The sequence below is a fragment of the Streptomyces sp. NPDC059668 genome (genome assembly GCF_042734135.1).
Lineage (GTDB): Bacteria > Actinomycetota > Actinomycetes > Streptomycetales > Streptomycetaceae > Streptomyces.
The window spans coordinates 49,336-65,524 of record NZ_JBHWEL010000018.1 but is presented as its reverse complement, the minus strand read 5'-3'; the positions used below and the strand labels follow the sequence as shown (position 1 = coordinate 65,524).

The following is a 16,189-nucleotide window of genomic DNA, read 5'->3' as shown; positions in this document are numbered from 1 at the left end:
GTCGGGGCGCGCCCCCCCGCTCTGTGGTCGGGGGTCCCCTGCCCCCCCCCCCCGCGCCCCCCCCCCCTCGGCCCGCTTCTCGCGCTACCTCACTTCACGGACGAGATCGCCGACTTGATCACCTTCGTGACCGCGGCGGGGTCCGACACCAGGGTCAGATGCGAACCACCCTTGTAGATCGTGACCTTCGAGTTGGCGCGGCGCGCCATCTTCTTCTCCGAGTCCGGCGTGATGATCTGGTCCCCGCTGCTGATGAAGTACCATGAGGGGATCGTCTTCCACGCCGCGTACTTGGACGGGGTCTGGAAGGCCACGGTGGTGGCGGCGCGCTGGGTGGCCCAGAGGTTCACGGCCTGTTCATGCGGCACGCTGCTCGCGAACTTCGTGACGAAGACGTTCTCCTTGAGGTACAACGCCGACGCCTTGGAGGGCGCGTTCGCGTACGGCACGGCGTCGTACAGATCGGACGGCGGCCTCTTCGTCAGCACGGACGTCGGACCGCTGAGCTGCCCGGTGGTCTCCCCGACCGCCGGCGCTGCCGCGTCGACGTAGACGAGGGCCTTGACGTTGCTGACCCCTTGCGCGGCGTTCGTGATGACCGAACCGCCGTAGGAGTGTCCCGCCAGGACGATCGGGCCCTTGATGCTCTTGAGGAAGTCCTTCACCGTCTGCGCGTCGGTGGTCAGGTTCTGCAGCGGGTTGCCGATGGCACGCACCGTGTAACCCGCCTTGCGCAGGAGACTGACCTCGCCGTTCCAGCTCGACGTGTCCGCCCACGCCCCATGGACGAGGACGACGGTGGGCTTCGCTTGTCCGTCGGCTGTTCCAGCCTTCGCGGCGTCGCCTGGCGGGACCGCGGCGACCATGCCGGTGACGGCGATCGTGGCCGCCGCCAGAGTCATCGGGAGATACCGCGGTCGTGTAACGGACGCCATCGGAATCCTCCTCGTTTCACCGGAGGGAGCGCATCCATGAACAGGAACGGCGGGCAAGCGCGTCGAAATCGAAACGCGCTGCCGGCCGACGACACGCCCCTGGCTCTCCACACGACGGTAGCGTCATGCCACCGCATCAGCACCTGGGGCCACAACGCCCGTGCCGCACTCCCGGAAAATAGACGCGTCGGTCACGTTCGGACCCTGCTCATCGTTCGGCCTTCGCCGAGCACCGTCCGGATCACGTGACGAGCGTTGTGTGCCATCGCCGGATTCGTCCTCCGGTAGTACGGCAGTGCGATCAGCGCCTGCGAGAGCGTCCGTCCGCGCCCGCGGATCCAGGTCGCGTCGTCCACGCCCAGTAGGCCGCGAAAGACCTCCCGCGCACCGGCCGGCAGCAGATTCCACGCCGGGAACAGATCGCACGCCGGATCGCCCACACCCAGGCACCCGAAGTCGATCACCGCGGTCAGCCTGCCGCCGTCCACCAGCAGGTTGCCCGGCATCAGGTCCGCATGCAGCCACACCGGCGGCCCGTCCCAGCCCGGAGCCCGCAGCGTCTCCTCCCAGACAGCGGCGGCGGCGTCGCAGTCGACGTCCTCCTGCGGGATCGCACGCAGCTCCTCGATCGCTGCCCGGGTCTCCGCGTCGAGGGAGGTGACCGGACCGCCGCGATGGGCCCGTGGCGCACCCGGCAGGGTGATGCTCCGCATCGCCAGCACAAACCCGGCCAAATCCTCGGCCAGCAGGGTGGGTTGACTCAGTACCCCCGCCTCGGGATTCTCCCCCGTGAGCCACCGGTACACCGACCACGGCCACGGATACCCCTCGGCGGGCTGCCCGTCCCCGAGGACCTCGGGGACGGGCATGGGAAGGTGAGGCGCGAGCCGGGGCAGCCAAGTCCGTTCCAGTGCCACGTCGTTGGCCCCGCCCTTCACCAGAGGGAGCCGTACGGCCATGTCGTCGCCCAGCCTGTACATGGCGTTGACGGTGCCGCCGGACGGAAACCGCTCCACCGGCAGTTCCGCCCACCGCGGGAACTGCCCGGCGATCAGGCGTCGCACGAGGTCGTCGTCGATGGGATGCGTACCGGGATGCATGTGCGCTGTGTTCATGGCGCTTCATCCGACCGGCGCGCGCCGACGGGCGTCAACCGTTTTTGCGGCAGGCACCACGTTCCCCATGCGCCCCGGTCCTGGTCACGACGGCTGACGTCGGCAGCGTGGGCGGACCGGTCTTCGGCGCACATCTTCCGCCACAGGAAGGCGACTTGGACGGCTACGGACTGCGTGGCACGTCCGTGGGCATCAGTGCCGGTCGGTGCTCAGTCCGTCCATGGTGAGGTCGAGGAGCCGTTCGGCCTGCTCGCGTTGTTCGGGCTTCGCCGAGGTGAGGGCGATGCCGGTGAGGGCGGCGAACATGTCGGCCGGGCCGATGTCGGACCGGACGGTGCCGGCGGCGGTGGCGGCGTCGAGGAGCGCGGTCAGGGCTTCCAGGATCATGTCGTGGCTCTGGGCGTAGGGGTTGACACCCGTTTCCGTGACGCTGCGGAGGGCTTCGGCCATGCCGAACTTGGCCGTCGCGTAGTCGATGAAGCGGCCCATCCAGGCGCGCAGCGCTTCGTGCGGGGGCAGTGTCGCCAGGAGTTCAGGGCCGGCGTCGCACAGCCGCGCCAGTTCGCTGCGGTAGGCCGCCTCGATCAGCACCTCCCGGGTCGGGAAGTTGCGGTAGAGGGTGCCGGAGCCGACCTCCGCCTCCTTGGCGATGCGTTCGAGGTGCGCGTTCAGGCCCTGCTCCGCGAACACCCGCACCGCCGCGGACAGGATCTTCTCTCGGTTCCGCTGGGCGTCAGCCCTCAGTGGTCGCCCGGTGTCCCTGGCCATCTGAGCTCTCCTCACGCCCACGACGGGCACAGTTGCTAAGTGGGGGCGTCTCCGCTTACGCTCGCAAAAGTGGCGGCGCCTCCGGTTCCACTGTACGGGGCACGCCGTACCCACGGCTCTTCGCCTGCCCTCGAACCGAGGCGGGCCCCCTTGTCCAGGCACCCGCCCGCGCGCCGGGCCGGTCCATGCCGCACCTGAATGCTTCGGGAGAACGAATGAGCCTCGCGCTCGAAGGAAAGATCGCCGTCGTCACCGGCGGCGCGTCCGGCGTCGGCCTGGGCATCGCCCAGGAGTTCGCGGACCACGGCGCCAAAGTAGTCATCACCGACCTCCAGCGGGCGGCGCTGGACCAGGCGGTGGCCGCTGTCGGGCCGAACGCCTCGGGATTCGTCGCGGACGTCACCAAGCTCGCCGACATGGAGGCGATGTACGCGCACGTCATCGACCGGTACGGACGCCTCGACGCCGTCGTCGCCAACGCCGGCCTCGGAGCGCACGCCCCTCTCGGATCGATCACCGAGGAGCAGTTCGACCGGACCTTCGACGTCAACGCCAAGGGCGTCCTGTTCACCGTGCAGCCCGCCGTCCCGCTCCTCCCGAGCGGCGGCACGATCGTCATCATCGGGTCGACGGGCTCCCTTCATGTCCCGCAGGGCATGGGCCTGTACGGCGGTTCCAAGGCCGCCGTCCGCGGCTTCGTCCGCGCCTGGATCCAGGACATCAAGGGGACAGGCATCCGGATGAACGTCCTCAGCCCCGGCGCGGTGGACACCCGATCCCTGCGGCGCGCCCTGGCGATGGCGCAGGGCCCCGACAAGGTGGACGCCGGGGTCAAGTCGATGGGCCAGGACAACCCGACCGGGCGGATCGCGGACGTGCGGGAGATCGGCAAGGCCGCCGTGTTCCTGTCCAGCGACGCCTCCAGCTTCATCACCGGCGCCGAACTGTTCGTGGACGGAGGCATGGCCCAGGTGTAGCCGTCGCCCCTGGGCTGCGGGCGGTCGGCCCACACCACCACGGCCGGCCGGTCATCCAGCAGGGCGGTACGGTCGAGCCCACGCGTCCAACTCGCCGTCCCTGGCTGTGTTCCGTGACTGGCGGAGTGCTCCGGTTGCCTTTGTCAGCCCAGCGCGAGGAACTCGAGTTGAACGTTGTCGGGGTCACGGAACACGACGGTGGAGTAGGCGAAGGGCTCGGTCTCGTCCCTGACGGGCGTGTGCGCGATCCCCAGCTCGTCGAGCCAGGCCATCCAGGACTCCAGGTCGGCGCGCGAGCCGACCTGGAAGGAGATGTGGTCCAGGCCGGTCCGGGATTCGAGGAATCCCTCGTGCTGGTTGCCCGTGTTCTTGTGCAGTCCGATCACGACACCGGAGTCGGGGGTGATCAACAGGACCCCGTAGCCCGTCTCTTCGCGGTAGAGGTGGTCGAACTTGTAGTCCACGCGTTCGGCGTTGAACAGGCGCTGGTACCAGTCCAGGCTGTCTTCCAGATTGGAGACGGTGAAGGAGAGATGGTGGACTCCGGTGATCCTGGGGCCGGCGACGACCTGGGTCATGGCTTACCTCCGATGGAGCGTGGTTGAACTCCCCTGATCCTGACTTCGGTCAGGGGAGGGCGGCGAGCGGCACGTTGACGAGAGGCCCTGAGGAGGCGGGGTTCTGCCCCGTGCGAAGGTCGCGGTCCGAGAGCGTGCAGGGCTCCCGAGACCGGACCCCGTGAGTACTCGGTGGACGGCTCCTTCAACTCGTCCTCCAGCAGCCGCTTGGCCTTTTCGGCGAAACCGACGCCGGCTTCCGGTCTACGGGGTCGTCCGGTCACGTCGCGTCGTGTGTCCGCCCGGTCGCTCACCGCTCGTAGGTGCCGTGCAAGGTGGCCCGAGCGAGGGCGTGGGTGAACAGGAGGAACTCCATGAGGGCGGGGGTCGTGGCCTCGGACACGTCCAGTTCGTCCACGTCGACGGCGTGGACGACGAGGAAGTAGCGGTCCGGGCCGTTGCCCGGCGGTGTCGCTGGACCCAGATACCTTCTGTAGCCGGCGTCGTTGGCCAGCGTCACCGCGCCGCCGGGCAGATCGCTCCCGTCTCCGGCTCCGGCCGGAAGGTCGGTCACGGTTGCCGGGAGATTGGCCGCGGCCCAGTGCCAGAAGCCCGAGGCCGTGGGCACGTCGGGGTCGAACATCGCGACGGTGAAGCTGCGCGTCTCCTCCGGGAAGCCGGACCAGCTCAGCTGCGGTGAGATGTCCAGTCCGCCCGCTCCCAGGATGCCGCTGACCTGCTCGCGGGCCAGGGGCTCGCCGTCGGCCACGGACTGTGAGGTCAGCGAGAAGGTCCTGATCGGCGGCATGAAATCGTACGGACCATACGGTTTGATCATGGCATTCCCTCGCATCCGCGGCCACTGATCGGCGTTCCTGTCCCGGTCCCCGGGCGCGACGCAGGGGCTCCCCGTCCCGCTGCACCGAGTGGGCCACCCGCTACGGCAAATTCGGGTCCGATCGTGCAAATCGCTCTCAGGGCCGACCGGCGCTCGCCCCCGCAGCGGACGAGGATCCGGCACCCCGGCCCAAGGCGGCGGAGGATGAACAGGGCCGCACCGGCCCGCCTCCGCAGCGCTTGTGGCGCCATGAAACCACGTATCCGGCGTGGCACTCCCCAGTAACAACGGTAGGCCGCGACGGGGAACCGGGCCACCGCGCGACCGAGTACAGCACACAGTCCGTGCCCACCCCTGCCCGGCCGTTGACCTGGAACGGACTGGGAACCAGCTCCCCGTAACAGGAGATCTCGACGTGGCAAGGAGATTCCATCGGTTCGTGGCCAGGCGACCACCCTGGCTCTTCCGGCCGCTTCAGCTTGCGGTTCCTGCGTCGTGCCCCTGGCTACGTCGTGGCCATCGTCCCCGTGGGCTCCCGGATGCGTGGCACCGGCGGAGGCAGGACCCTGGTGATATCCGAAGCGGAGCGGCGGCCGCGGTGGCCGGCGACGGCATCCGAATCCCGTCACGCTGCACCGGCCCGTGCCGCTGCTTGTCAGCGAAAGCGAGGCACCCCCATGCAGATGCGAGCAGCCCGGATGCACGCATACAACGAACCCCTCCGCATCGAAGAGGTTCCCGTGCCCGAACCCGCCCCGGACGAGATCCTCCTCAAGGTCGCCGCGACCGGTATGTGCCGAAGCGACTACCAACTGCTCGACGGCTACTTCAAAGGCCCGTTCCCCGTGGACCTCCCCTACATCCCCGGCCACGAGGTCACCGGCCGAGTGGCCGGACTGGGCAGCGCCGTACCGAAGACGGCCGGCTACACGGAAGGCGACATGGTCGTGGTCAACCCCAGCTGGGGGGACGGCACATGCCGCCAGTGCCGCGAAGGCAACGAGCACCTGTGCAGCGGCAACGGCAGGTGGGTCGGCTTCGGCCCTCCCGGAGGCTTCGCCGAGTACATGACCGTGGAGTACCGCCATGCCATTCCGGTCTCGGAGGAGGCCGCGAAGACGCCCGAACTCCTCGCCCCGATGACCGACGCGGGCATGACCCCGTACCGCGGGATGAGGAAGCTCCGGGATGCGGGCAAGCTCGGACCCGGCCGGACCGTCGCGGTCACGGGCATCGGTGGTCTGGGGAGCTACGCCGTGCAGTACGCCAAGCTGCTCGGCAGCGGAGCGACCGTGGTGGCCCTGGCCCGCACCGACAGCAAACTGGACGTGGCGAAGGAGAACGGCGCGGACTACGGGATCAACGTGCGCGACAAGTCCACCGAGGCCATCCAGGACGAGCTGGAAGGGCTGACCGGCCGCAGGACCCTTAACGCCATCCTGGACTGTGTCGGCAGCGAGGCGTCCATCTCGATGGGGTTCGACCTCTTGGGTCCCGAGGGCGCACTGGCGGCCGTCGGCCTGATGGGTCAGCAGGTCCATCACAATCAGTTCCCCTTTGTGGGGATGGAGTTGTCGTACCTCGGTTCCTTCTGGGGCAACCACTTGGACCTCGTCGAGGTGCTCTCCCTCGCCGAAGCCGGCCTGGTCAAGCACAACGTGACCAAAGTCGGGCTCGAGGACATCAACGAAAATCTGGAGGCCCTGGGCCGGGGTGAGGTCGTCGGCCGCCAGGTCATCGTCTTCGACTGAGCATGGCCGGGCCGAGCCCGGCCGGACCGGGGCGGGACACGGCATCGGCCGGAACGGTAGGGGTCGAGGGCCGCCCACCGCCGGCTGGGCAAGCTCCGCTACGTCGTCGAGCAGTCTTTCGCCCACTCCAGCACTTCAAGCGCCTGGCCGTCCGCTGGGAGCGCCGCACCGAACTCCACGACGCCTTCGTCCCGCTCGCCCGCAGCCACGACTGACCGGTGTCAGAGCAGGCCAGGGCCCCAGCGGGCTCCGTCAGAAGCTTGGTACTCTCCGCGCATCTTCGGCGAGGCGGGGGAGATCTTGGGAGCGGAGCCGTCGGGTCCTGAGACCCGCTGGTTCAGCGGAGCCGGCTTCGGGGTGCTCTTCGGTGGGCTGACCGCGGTGGGAACCATGGCTGCCATCGGAAGGGCATGGGCTGCCTGCGACATCGGCGTCGACGCAGCGGCCAACAGCTTGACGTTGCTGTTTCTCGTGCCTCCCATATGGGTCGCCGCTGCGGTTCCGTGGGTGCTCCTGCACCGCACCCTCGCGAAACGTCATCGCGGGACAGCCCTGGCCGCAGGGCTCGTCCTCAACCTGTGGTTCGCCTGGGTCCTCGTCACCTGGCTCGGCATGCCGGATTCCTACCCCGCCCCGTCGTGCCCGGCGAACGTTCCACCCTGGTGGCCAAGCTTCATCCCGGCGTGACTCCGGCGAAGCCTGCCCTGTCCGGTGACCGTCCACGCGACGACCGGGAACGTCGACACCGGCCTGCTCGCGCTGCGCGCGGCGCTCTCAGCGCGGCGCTCTCCGCGCTGGTCCTCGTGTGAGCGTCGACATCTTCCCGTGCCAGGGAATGCGCACGCTGCTATACGGCGTTTGCAAATATATTCACCACCAGGATGAACCGGAGGTTTCCTGCCTTCGTGCCTTTCGCCCGCACCTGTTCACGCATCTAGGAGACATCTTCGTGAGCACGCTCTTCGAGCCCATCACCCTTCGGTCGCTGACCATTCCGAACCGGATCTGGATGGCGGCGATGTGCCAGTACAGCGCCGCGCCGGACGGCGATCAGGCGGGCGTTCCGAACGACTGGCACTTCGCGCACCTGGCGGCGCGGGCCACCGGCGGCACCGGGCTGATCATCACCGAGGCCACCGCCGTCAGTCCCGAGGGCCGGATCAGCCCGTACGACCTGGGCATCTGGAACGACACCCAGGTGGAGGCCTTCCGGCGGATCACCGCCTTCCTGAAGTCCCAGGGCACCGTGCCCGGCATCCAACTCGCGCACGCGGGCCGCAAGGCCTCCACCGAGCGGACCTGGGTCGACCGCGGCGCTCCGATCGCCCCCGACGCCCAGCACGGCTGGACCCCGGTCGGCCCGAGTGCCGTCCCCTTCGGGCCCGCGTCGACCGCCCCCGAGGAGCTTTCGCCCGAGGAGATCGGGGGGATCGTGGCGGAGTTCGCCGACGCTGCCCGCCGGGCCCTCGACGCCGGGTTCGAGGTCGCCGAGATCCACGGGGCGCACGGCTACCTGATCCATCAGTTCCTCTCCCCGCACAGCAACCACCGCACCGACGCCTACGGTGGCGACTTCGCCGGCCGTACCCGCTTCGCCCTGGAGGTCGTCGACGCCGTCCGCGCCGTGTGGCCCGCTGACCTGCCGCTCTTCTTCCGCGTCTCGGCCACGGACTGGCTGCGGGAGAACGACGACGCCCGCGACGGGTGGACCGCGGAGGAGACCGTGAGGCTCGCCAAGGAACTTCGCGCCCGCGGCGTCGACCTCCTGGACGTGTCCACCGGCGGCAACGTGCCGGACGCGAAGATCCCCGTGGGACCCGACTACCAGGTGCCCTACGCCCAGCGCGTCCGGGAGGGGGCCGATCTGCCCGTGGCCGCGGTCGGCATGATCACCGAGCCCGCCCAGGCTCAGGCCATCCTCGCCTCGGGCAGGGCCGACGCCGTTCTCCTCGGCCGCGAACTGCTGCGGGACCCGTACTGGGCCCGTCATGCGGCCACGGCACTGGGCGGCCAGGTCTCCACCCCCGTCCAGTACCACCGCGGCTGAAGCCGGCGCCAGGCATGCGGGAGCGTGACGAGGCTGGCCATCGGGCAGCCGGCTCCCTGACATAGCCGGGCCGACGCTCCACCCGGCAGGCCCCCGTCGACGGCGACGGGGGCCTGCCGCACGCGTAGCGGCACGTGGGGAAACGGGCCGTCGACCCGCGCCGGACTTGACCGAGGCAGTTCGGGCGGTTCTTCCGTCCCGGGGAGTGGAGTCGCACGGTGCTACGGCAGTCCGGAAGGCCGACTTCGGTCTCTGGGCCTCGGAGACGGTTCGGTCCCGTAGTCGGCGCGAAGCGGCTCGGATGCCGCCAAGGGGAGGTGCGAAGTCGAGCCGACACGCACCGTGCAGGGAAGCGTCAGCGCCGCTGGCGGGCCTGGGCGCCGTCACCGTGCCGTGAGCGTCACCGCACGGTTGTGACGACCGCATGGCGGTCCGCGAGCAGGGGAACGATGCGCTCCAGGACGAGAGTCCGGAAGTGGGCGCTGTCGCGGTGCGCGTCCAGCGCCGCCTGGTCGGCATAGCGCTCGACGAGTACCAGGTCGCTGTCGGCGGCGCCGTCGGGGCGGTAGATCTGGTAGCCGAGGCAGCCGGGCTCGGCGCGGGATTCCCGGACCAGCCCGGGGAGCAGGGCTGCGATCGTCCCGTTCTCGCCGGGCCCTGGGCTCCAGCGTGCGATCACGACGACTTCGCCTGGTCGTGCGTCGTCCAGCGGCCAGATGTTCGCGGGGGCGTCGCTCACGGGTTCGCACTCCTCGTGGTCACGGGGTCGATGGTCGTGGCTTGCGGTGGCCACATCGCTTCGGGGGCGGCCACGCGTCACTGGCGCGCGGCGGCGTCACCGACCTGCCACCACCCCTCGAATCCTCGCCGACTCGCGTGGTCCCGTGGCCGTTCGACACGAGAGGCAAAGGCACGGGTGGACACGGCTCGGTCGCGAGCTTGCCCGGTCGCGAGCCGGTCCGGTGCCGGGAGCCGTAGGCCGCCGAACGCGACGCGATCTCCCCGGGTTGCCCTTCCCCGCCTTCCCCCAGGTTCCCTTCCCGCGTTCCCTCCCGGGGTTCCCTTCACGGGCGCGCTGCCGGGAGCGCCCTCGTGGATCCGGCGCCAGGGATGCCCTACAGGTCCCCTACAGGGGGTAGGTGATCGACATCCAGGCGAGTGCCCGGGTCGAGAGACATCTCGCCCAGGAGACCGCGGCGCAGGCGCCGGATTTCGAGGTCGGCGATCCGCACGGCTCTGTCCGGGGTGGGCGAGTGCGGTGTCGTGGCCCGCCGGATCGCGGTGGCTACCGCGTCGACCGGCTCCGTGGTCTCGTCGATGACGTAGTAGTGCCAGGTCGCAGCGGTCTGCGGGGTGTGCGCGGTCTGCGGAGTCTGGAGGCGCAGACCCACGAGCCATCTGTCCCGGGGGGTGGGGACGCCGTCCGCGTGCTGCCGGTGGGTGGGGACGCCGTTCGAGGGCTGCCGTCGGGTGGTGTGCATGGGTGTGCTCTCCTCGATCACGTGACCGCTGTGGGTGGCGGCTGTCGTGGGCCTGCCCTCGGTGGTGAGCCGCTGCGGTGCGTGCCTCGCCGTCGACTCGCCCCTTCGACGGCTGGCGTGGCGGCGCCGGTACCCCGTCATTGCCGCGCGGGCCCCTTGCCGGACCGCGCTCGTGCGGCGCCGTCCGCGGCGTGGCACGCTGCCGACGGCGCCCCCTCAGTCACCGTCGACAGCGCCGACACGTGGGCCCGGGCGGTCAGATCGTGGCCGTGTCGATCACGAAGCGATAGCGGACGTCGCTCTGGAGGACGCGCTCGTACGCTTCGTCGATCTGGTCGGCGCGGATCAGTTCGATCTCCGCTCCGAGGCCGTGCCCGGCGCAGAAGTCCAGCATTTCCTGGGTCTCCGCGATGCCGCCGATGTTGGATCCGGCGATGCTCTTGCGGCCGGTGACGACGTCGAAGAGGTCGAGGGAGATCGGTTCCTCGGGAAGGCCGACGTTCACCAGGGCGCCGTCGGTCTTCAGCAGCCCCATGTAGGCGCTGTAGTCGAGCGGGACCGCGACGGTGGAGAGGATGAGATCGAAGGTGCCCGCCAGCTCTTCGAAGGTCTTCGGGTCACTTGTGGCGCGGTAGTGGTCGGCGCCCATCCTCAGCCCGTCGTCCTTCTTGCGCAGGGACTGCGAGAGGACCGTGACCTCGGCTCCCAGAGCGTGGGCGATCTTGACAGCCATGTGGCCGAGGCCGCCCATGCCGAGGACCGCCACCTTCCGGCCGGGCCCGGCGCCCCAGTGACGAAGCGGGGAGTAGGTGGTGATGCCGGCGCAGAGAAGGGGCGCGGCGACGTCCAGGGAGAGGCCGTCGGGGATGCGCACCACGTAGTTCTCGTCGACGACGATCACCTGGGAGTAGCCCCCGTAGGTGGGCCGGCCGTCCTTGCCGGTGTCGTTGTACGTCTCGGTCTTTCCGCCGTCCCCCGTGCAGTACTGCTCCTGGCCCGCCTCGCAGTGGGCACAGGTGCGGCAGGAGTCGACCATGCAGCCGACGCCCACCCGGTCGCCGGCCCGGAACCTGGTGACGCCCGGGCCGACTTCGGTGACGACACCCGCGATCTCGTGACCGGGGACCATCGGGAAGATCGCCTCGCCCCAGCCCGCACGGGCCTGGTGTATGTCGGAGTGGCAGATGCCGGCGTACTTAATGTCGATCAGCACGTCGAACTCACCGACGGCGCGGCGCTCGATGGAGGTGCGCTCCAGCGGAGACGTCGGGGTGCGCGCGGCGAAGGCGGTTGTGGTGGTGGTCATATCAGGACTTTCCTGGCTGGTGAGGTCCGAACGGTCGGTGGTCGAGCGGCAGGGATGATCTGCCGAGGGGCCCTGTCGGCGCCCCAGCTTGCGACGGTTCCGGCGCTCCGAGAACGCCCCTGCTTGCGACGGGTCCGGCGCCCCGAGAACGCCGGGCACGCCGGATCGGCGGTCCGCCGGGGTCAGCGCTCGGTGAGCGCTGCGACGAGGCTTTCGGCCAGCGGCTTGCTGGAGGCGGGGTTCTGGCCGGAGTAGAGGTTGCCGTCGACGACGATGTTCGCTTCCCAGGCGTTCGCGGACCGGACGACCGCTCCGCGCGCCGCGAGCACGGTCTCGACCAGCCAGGGGGCCCGGTCGGCGGTGCCGTTGAGCCGCTCCTCCTCGTTGGTGAACACGGTCAGGGTGCGTCCGGCGAAGAGCCAGCGGCCGCCCGGCAGGTTCGCCGACAGCAGCGCGGCCGGGCCGTGGCACACCGGCGCGATGATCTTGCCGGCGGCGTCGGCCTCGACCAGGATGCGGCCGAGGTCGGGGTCGTGGGCCAGGTCCTCCATCGGGCCGTGCCCGCCGGGCAGGAAGATCGCGTCGTAGTCGGCCGTGTCGACGTCGGACAGCGCCGTGGGGTGGGTGAGCGCTTCGGCCGCCGCGTCGATGTAGGCGGCGAAGGCCTCGGCCTCGGGGCCGGCGACTTCCGGCCGGAGACTCACAGGGTCGGCGACCGGCTTGCCGCCCACGGGGGCGGCGATGTCGACGGTGAACCCGGCCCCGGTCAGGATGCGGTGCGGGACCACGAACTCCTCGGCCCAGTAACCGCTGGGGTGCTTGCCCGCGTCGGTCAGTGTCCAGTGGTCGACGCCTGACAGCACCATCAGAATCCTGGCCATGTCGGCCCTCGCTTTCTCTCTCGGTGGGATGCCACCTGTGGATCGGTACAAGGAGGAGACCGGGAACCGGGCCGGTCACGAGACCTGGCCCGTGTCCGGTGGGCCTCCGCAATCCAGAACACCACGCGGTGTCCGCCCCGCGGAGGTCGCTTCCCCGCCCTGACCTGCCAGGGAATCCGTTGCGTAGGACTCGGCGACCTACCCTTCCCGGTCGACCGCGCGGCATCGCGAGAGAAAATGGAGGCATGGCCAGAAACGTCGAGCTCAGCGAATTCCTGCGCCGTTCGCGCGCCCGCATCGCCCCCGAGTCGGCCGGGCTTCCGGAGCGCGGGGCCTATCGGCGGGTGCCGGGCCTGCGCCGCGAGGAGGTCGCCCAGCTCGCCGGAGTGAGCACCGACTACTACACGCGTCTGGAACAGGGACGCCAGATCAGCCCCTCCACCGGAGTGCTGGACGCGGTGGCCGCCGCGCTGCGGCTGGACGCGGCCGAACGCACCCACCTGTTCGACCTCGTCGGGCCCAAGCCCGGCACGGGCCGCCGCTCCGCGCCCACCGTGCAGCGCGTCCGGCCCACGGTGCGCCGGTTCCTGGACTCCTTCACCGACCAGGCAGGCTTCGTCCTGGGCCGCCGCACCGACGTCCTGGCCAGCAATCACCTGGCCCGCGCGCTGATCACCGACTTCGACGCGCTGCCCGCCCGGGAGCGCAACCTCACCCGCTGGATCCTGCTCGACGAGGCCGCCCACTCCCTGTACCCGGACTGGGAGCAGGTCGCCGCCGAGATGACCGCCATCCTGCGGCTGGACGCCGGCCGCCATCCCGAGGACACCCGGACCGCGGAGCTGGTGGGCGAGCTGGCGATGAAGAGCCAGCACTTCCGCCGCTGGTGGGCCGACCACAAGGTCTTCGACCGCACCCACGGTCACAAGCGCCACCGTCATCCCGTCGTCGGCGACCTGACCGTCGACTACCAGGCCTTCACGATGCCGGGAGAGAACGATCAGACCCTGTTCCTGTACCTCCCGGCCCAGGACCAGGCCTCACAGGACGCGTGGAAACTGCTCGCCAGCTGGAGCGCCCGGGAACCGGCAGTGCCACGGAATGCCCGCAGCCGCAGCGGTACCACTGCCCAGAGCCCACACACGGGGCGGCTCGACCAAGGGCTTTCCAAGTAGCCGGAGAACGGGCCCGGCTCGCGATCAGCGAACGAGCCGGGCGATCCGAACGAGCCGGGCCAACAGGGTGAGCCGGGGGATTCGGGGGATTCGGCCGAGCGCCGTGTGCAGGGCGTCCCGGCCGTATGGGGAGAAGCCTGGCAAGAGCCGGTGGACGACGGAACCCGGGGGCCGCGCCCTCGCGTCATCGTTCCGGTGCTGACGGATGCGTCGAGGCCGAGGCCATCTCCCGCCAGAAGCCGATGATCATCTGCTCGAACCGCAGTCCCACCTCCAGCGTGGCACGCTGGGGCGACCCGGCCCCGAGCCGCCCGGAGGCCACCAGCCGCTCGTATTCCGCCAGCCGGGCCTCGTGGGCTCGGATCTGCTCCGCGGCGAGCCGGCTCACCGTGCTGTCGGCGTCGCTGTCGCCGTCGGTGTCCGCGAGGTCCGGAGACTGGAAATACAGGCGCAGCAAACCCTCGTCGTGGATCTCGGTCACCGCCTGCGCAGGGGTGGTGAGCCACTGGCGCAGCTCGCGCCGTCCTTCGTCGGTGAGTGACAACGTACGGCGACGGCGGCCGCCTTGCTCCTGGTGTTCCACGACCAGGCCACGCCGGACCAGTCGCCCGGCCTCCTCGTAGAGCTGCGAGCGGGGGAAGGACCAGAAGTACCCGATGCTCTCGCGAATGCGCTGGTCGAGCTGGTAGGGAGTCGCGCCGTCGTGCCGATCCAGCAGGCCGAGCACGACGTACGCGCTCATCGGAAGTGCGGTCGGCATCGCTGTCTCCTGGTTCAGATGTTCTGAGTCTCGATATTCCAGGCTGGAACGTCCTGACCGTACCGTAGCGGTGCACGGTCGAAGGGAATCAACGTGACCAGTGAAACTTTCACCAACCGGTACCTCGTCGCGGGCAACTACGCCCCTCTCGCCGAGGAGATGAGCACCTCCTCGCTGCCCGTCACCGGTGAACTGCCGCGCGAGCTGAACGGCCGCTACCTGCGGATCGGACCGAACCCGCGCGGCGACGTCGACCCGGCCACCCACCATTGGTTCAACGGGGCCGGAATGGTGCACGGCATCCGGCTACGTGAAGGCAGGGCCGAGTGGTACCGCAGCCGCTTCATCGAGAGCGAGCAGGGCGCACCGAACACCAACGTCCTCAGCCACGCGGGCCGCATCCTCACGCTCATCGAGGCCGGCAGGCCGCCGGTGGAGATCAGCCCCGACCTCGCCCGTATGGCGGTCTGGGACTGCGACGGCGCGCTCAGCCGCGGCTTCACGGCCCATCCGAAGGTGGACCCGGCCACCGGTGACATGCATGCCATCACCTACAACCCGCGTCACAGCACCCTTCGTTACGTGGTGCTCGGAGCCGACGGCACGGCCAGGCACAGCAGTGACATCGACGTCGACGACGGCCCGATGGTCCACGACATGGCGCTCACGGAAACCCGCGTCGTCGTGCTCGACCTCCCGGTCACCCTGGCCGCCGCCAAGCGTCTTGCGCAGGCCGGCGGGCCCATGACCCGGCTGCCGCTCACCTGGGACGACCGCCACGCGGCGCGGATCGGGATTCTGCCGATCGGCGGGACGGCCGGACAAGTGCGGTGGATCGAGGCGCCCCGCTGCTTCGTCTTCCACGTCCTCAACGCCTTCGACAACGCCGACGGCTCGCTGACGATGGACGTCATCCGGTACGACCGCATGTTCGTCCGCGACGTCTGGGGGCCCAGCGACTCCGAGCCGACGCTGGTGCGCTGGACCGTCAACTCGGCCCTGGGAACCGTCGGTGAGGAGGTGATCAGCGAGTACCGCGTCGAGTTCCCGCGCATCGACCCGGCGCTGACCGGTCGCGCGCACCGCTATGGATGGTGCGCCGGGTTCAGCACCCACGGCCTGATGATCACCGATGACGTCGAGCGCGACCCCACCGACGGCTTCGGCACCGGCCCGCTGGTCAAGGTCGACACCCGCACCGGAAACACCAGCGTGCACGACTACGGTCCCGGCCGGGTCACGATGGAGCCGGCGTTCGTACCGCGCCCGGACGCCGCGGGCGAGGACGACGGCTGGATCCTCTCGGTCGTCCACGACGCCAACGTCGGCCGTGCCGAACTGGTCGTCCTCGACGCCGCCGACCTCGACGCCGCTCCGGTCGCCAGGGTGCACCTGCCCAGCCGTGTGCCGTTCGGCTTCCACGGCAACTGGATCGACGACGACGACCTCGCCTGACCGAAGCCCGGGGGCGGCTCGGACAGCGGTCCGGGGGGGGGGGGGGGGGGGGGGGGCAGCCCCACGAGACCACCCAACACCACCCCCCCCCCGGTGATAAAAAACAAAACAAAAAACCAACACACACAAAAAAAAAAAAAACA

General features: G+C 69.9%; 16 protein-coding genes. 6 read left to right on the top strand and 10 right to left on the bottom strand.

The window, feature by feature from the left end; all coding sequences use genetic code 11:
• Positions 1 to 89 precede the first annotated feature (89 nt).
• The 3 genes from ACFV2J_RS15970 to ACFV2J_RS15960 form a co-directional block, all read right to left on the bottom strand.
• Positions 90 to 935: an alpha/beta hydrolase gene (locus tag ACFV2J_RS15970; protein WP_385090484.1), complete on the bottom strand. Its 846-nt coding sequence runs from the start codon at positions 933 to 935 to the stop codon at positions 90 to 92.
• Positions 936 to 1,126: 191 nt separating this feature from the next.
• Positions 1,127 to 2,035 carry an aminoglycoside phosphotransferase family protein gene (locus ACFV2J_RS15965; protein WP_385090487.1) on the bottom strand — a complete coding sequence of 303 codons (909 nt, stop codon included), beginning with the start codon at positions 2,033 to 2,035 and terminating at the stop codon, positions 1,127 to 1,129.
• A gap of 207 nt (positions 2,036 to 2,242) precedes the next feature.
• On the bottom strand, positions 2,243 to 2,818 hold the full coding sequence (locus tag ACFV2J_RS15960) for a TetR/AcrR family transcriptional regulator (protein WP_385090481.1): 576 nt from the start codon (positions 2,816 to 2,818) through the stop codon (positions 2,243 to 2,245).
• 215 nt (positions 2,819 to 3,033) lie between these two features.
• Here ACFV2J_RS15960 and ACFV2J_RS15955 point away from each other — a divergent pair, with 215 nt between their 5' ends.
• Complete coding sequence (locus tag ACFV2J_RS15955; protein WP_385090478.1) at positions 3,034 to 3,795, top strand: SDR family NAD(P)-dependent oxidoreductase; 762 nt, start codon at positions 3,034 to 3,036, stop codon at positions 3,793 to 3,795.
• A gap of 143 nt (positions 3,796 to 3,938) precedes the next feature.
• Here the strand turns inward: ACFV2J_RS15955 and ACFV2J_RS15950 are convergent, their stop codons facing one another.
• Entirely contained in the window at positions 3,939 to 4,373 is a 435-nt protein-coding gene (locus ACFV2J_RS15950; RefSeq protein WP_385090475.1) for a VOC family protein, read from the bottom strand.
• Positions 4,374 to 4,662: 289 nt separating this feature from the next.
• The gene (locus ACFV2J_RS15945) at positions 4,663 to 5,190 is read right to left on the bottom strand and encodes a YbhB/YbcL family Raf kinase inhibitor-like protein (protein WP_385090472.1); all 528 of its coding nucleotides are present in this window, start codon (positions 5,188 to 5,190) and stop codon (positions 4,663 to 4,665) included.
• A gap of 677 nt (positions 5,191 to 5,867) precedes the next feature.
• On the opposite strand from ACFV2J_RS15945, the gene ACFV2J_RS15940 reads away from it, so the two are divergent.
• The 3 genes from ACFV2J_RS15940 (at position 5,868) to ACFV2J_RS15930 (ending at position 8,988) form a co-directional block, all read left to right on the top strand.
• Positions 5,868 to 6,941 (top strand): NAD(P)-dependent alcohol dehydrogenase, encoded by a 1,074-nt coding sequence (locus ACFV2J_RS15940; protein WP_385439164.1) that lies wholly within the window; start codon positions 5,868 to 5,870, stop codon positions 6,939 to 6,941.
• A gap of 390 nt (positions 6,942 to 7,331) precedes the next feature.
• Positions 7,332 to 7,628 (top strand): hypothetical protein, encoded by a 297-nt coding sequence (locus ACFV2J_RS15935; protein ID WP_385090467.1) that lies wholly within the window; start codon positions 7,332 to 7,334, stop codon positions 7,626 to 7,628.
• A 262-nt stretch (positions 7,629 to 7,890) separates the two neighbouring features.
• Positions 7,891 to 8,988, top strand: a complete 1,098-nt coding sequence (locus ACFV2J_RS15930; RefSeq protein WP_385090465.1) for an NADH:flavin oxidoreductase/NADH oxidase — start codon at positions 7,891 to 7,893, stop codon at positions 8,986 to 8,988.
• A gap of 400 nt (positions 8,989 to 9,388) precedes the next feature.
• On the opposite strand, the gene ACFV2J_RS15925 is transcribed toward ACFV2J_RS15930, so the two are convergent.
• The 4 genes from ACFV2J_RS15925 to ACFV2J_RS15910 form a co-directional block, all read right to left on the bottom strand.
• Positions 9,389 to 9,727 carry a putative quinol monooxygenase gene (locus tag ACFV2J_RS15925; RefSeq protein WP_385090462.1) on the bottom strand — a complete coding sequence of 113 codons (339 nt, stop codon included), beginning with the start codon at positions 9,725 to 9,727 and terminating at the stop codon, positions 9,389 to 9,391.
• A gap of 376 nt (positions 9,728 to 10,103) precedes the next feature.
• Positions 10,104 to 10,469 carry a hypothetical protein gene (locus ACFV2J_RS15920; RefSeq protein ID WP_385090459.1) on the bottom strand — a complete coding sequence of 122 codons (366 nt, stop codon included), beginning with the start codon at positions 10,467 to 10,469 and terminating at the stop codon, positions 10,104 to 10,106.
• 256 nt (positions 10,470 to 10,725) lie between these two features.
• Positions 10,726 to 11,775, bottom strand: coding sequence for an NAD(P)-dependent alcohol dehydrogenase (locus tag ACFV2J_RS15915; protein ID WP_385090456.1), 1,050 nt, complete (start codon positions 11,773 to 11,775; stop codon positions 10,726 to 10,728).
• Between the two features lie 182 nt (positions 11,776 to 11,957).
• A complete protein-coding gene (locus ACFV2J_RS15910; protein ID WP_385439159.1) occupies positions 11,958 to 12,656 on the bottom strand; it encodes a type 1 glutamine amidotransferase domain-containing protein in 699 nt (232 codons plus the stop codon).
• A gap of 245 nt (positions 12,657 to 12,901) precedes the next feature.
• Between ACFV2J_RS15910 and ACFV2J_RS15905 the strand changes: the two genes are divergently transcribed.
• Entirely contained in the window at positions 12,902 to 13,831 is a 930-nt protein-coding gene (locus ACFV2J_RS15905; protein WP_385087488.1) for a helix-turn-helix transcriptional regulator, read from the top strand.
• 184 nt (positions 13,832 to 14,015) lie between these two features.
• Here the strand turns inward: ACFV2J_RS15905 and ACFV2J_RS15900 are convergent, their stop codons facing one another.
• Positions 14,016 to 14,591: a helix-turn-helix transcriptional regulator gene (locus ACFV2J_RS15900; protein ID WP_385087486.1), complete on the bottom strand. Its 576-nt coding sequence runs from the start codon at positions 14,589 to 14,591 to the stop codon at positions 14,016 to 14,018.
• 93 nt (positions 14,592 to 14,684) lie between these two features.
• On the opposite strand from ACFV2J_RS15900, the gene ACFV2J_RS15895 reads away from it, so the two are divergent.
• Positions 14,685 to 16,046, top strand: a complete 1,362-nt coding sequence (locus tag ACFV2J_RS15895; protein WP_385087485.1) for a carotenoid oxygenase family protein — start codon at positions 14,685 to 14,687, stop codon at positions 16,044 to 16,046.
• The last annotated feature ends 143 nt before the right edge of the window (positions 16,047 to 16,189 follow it).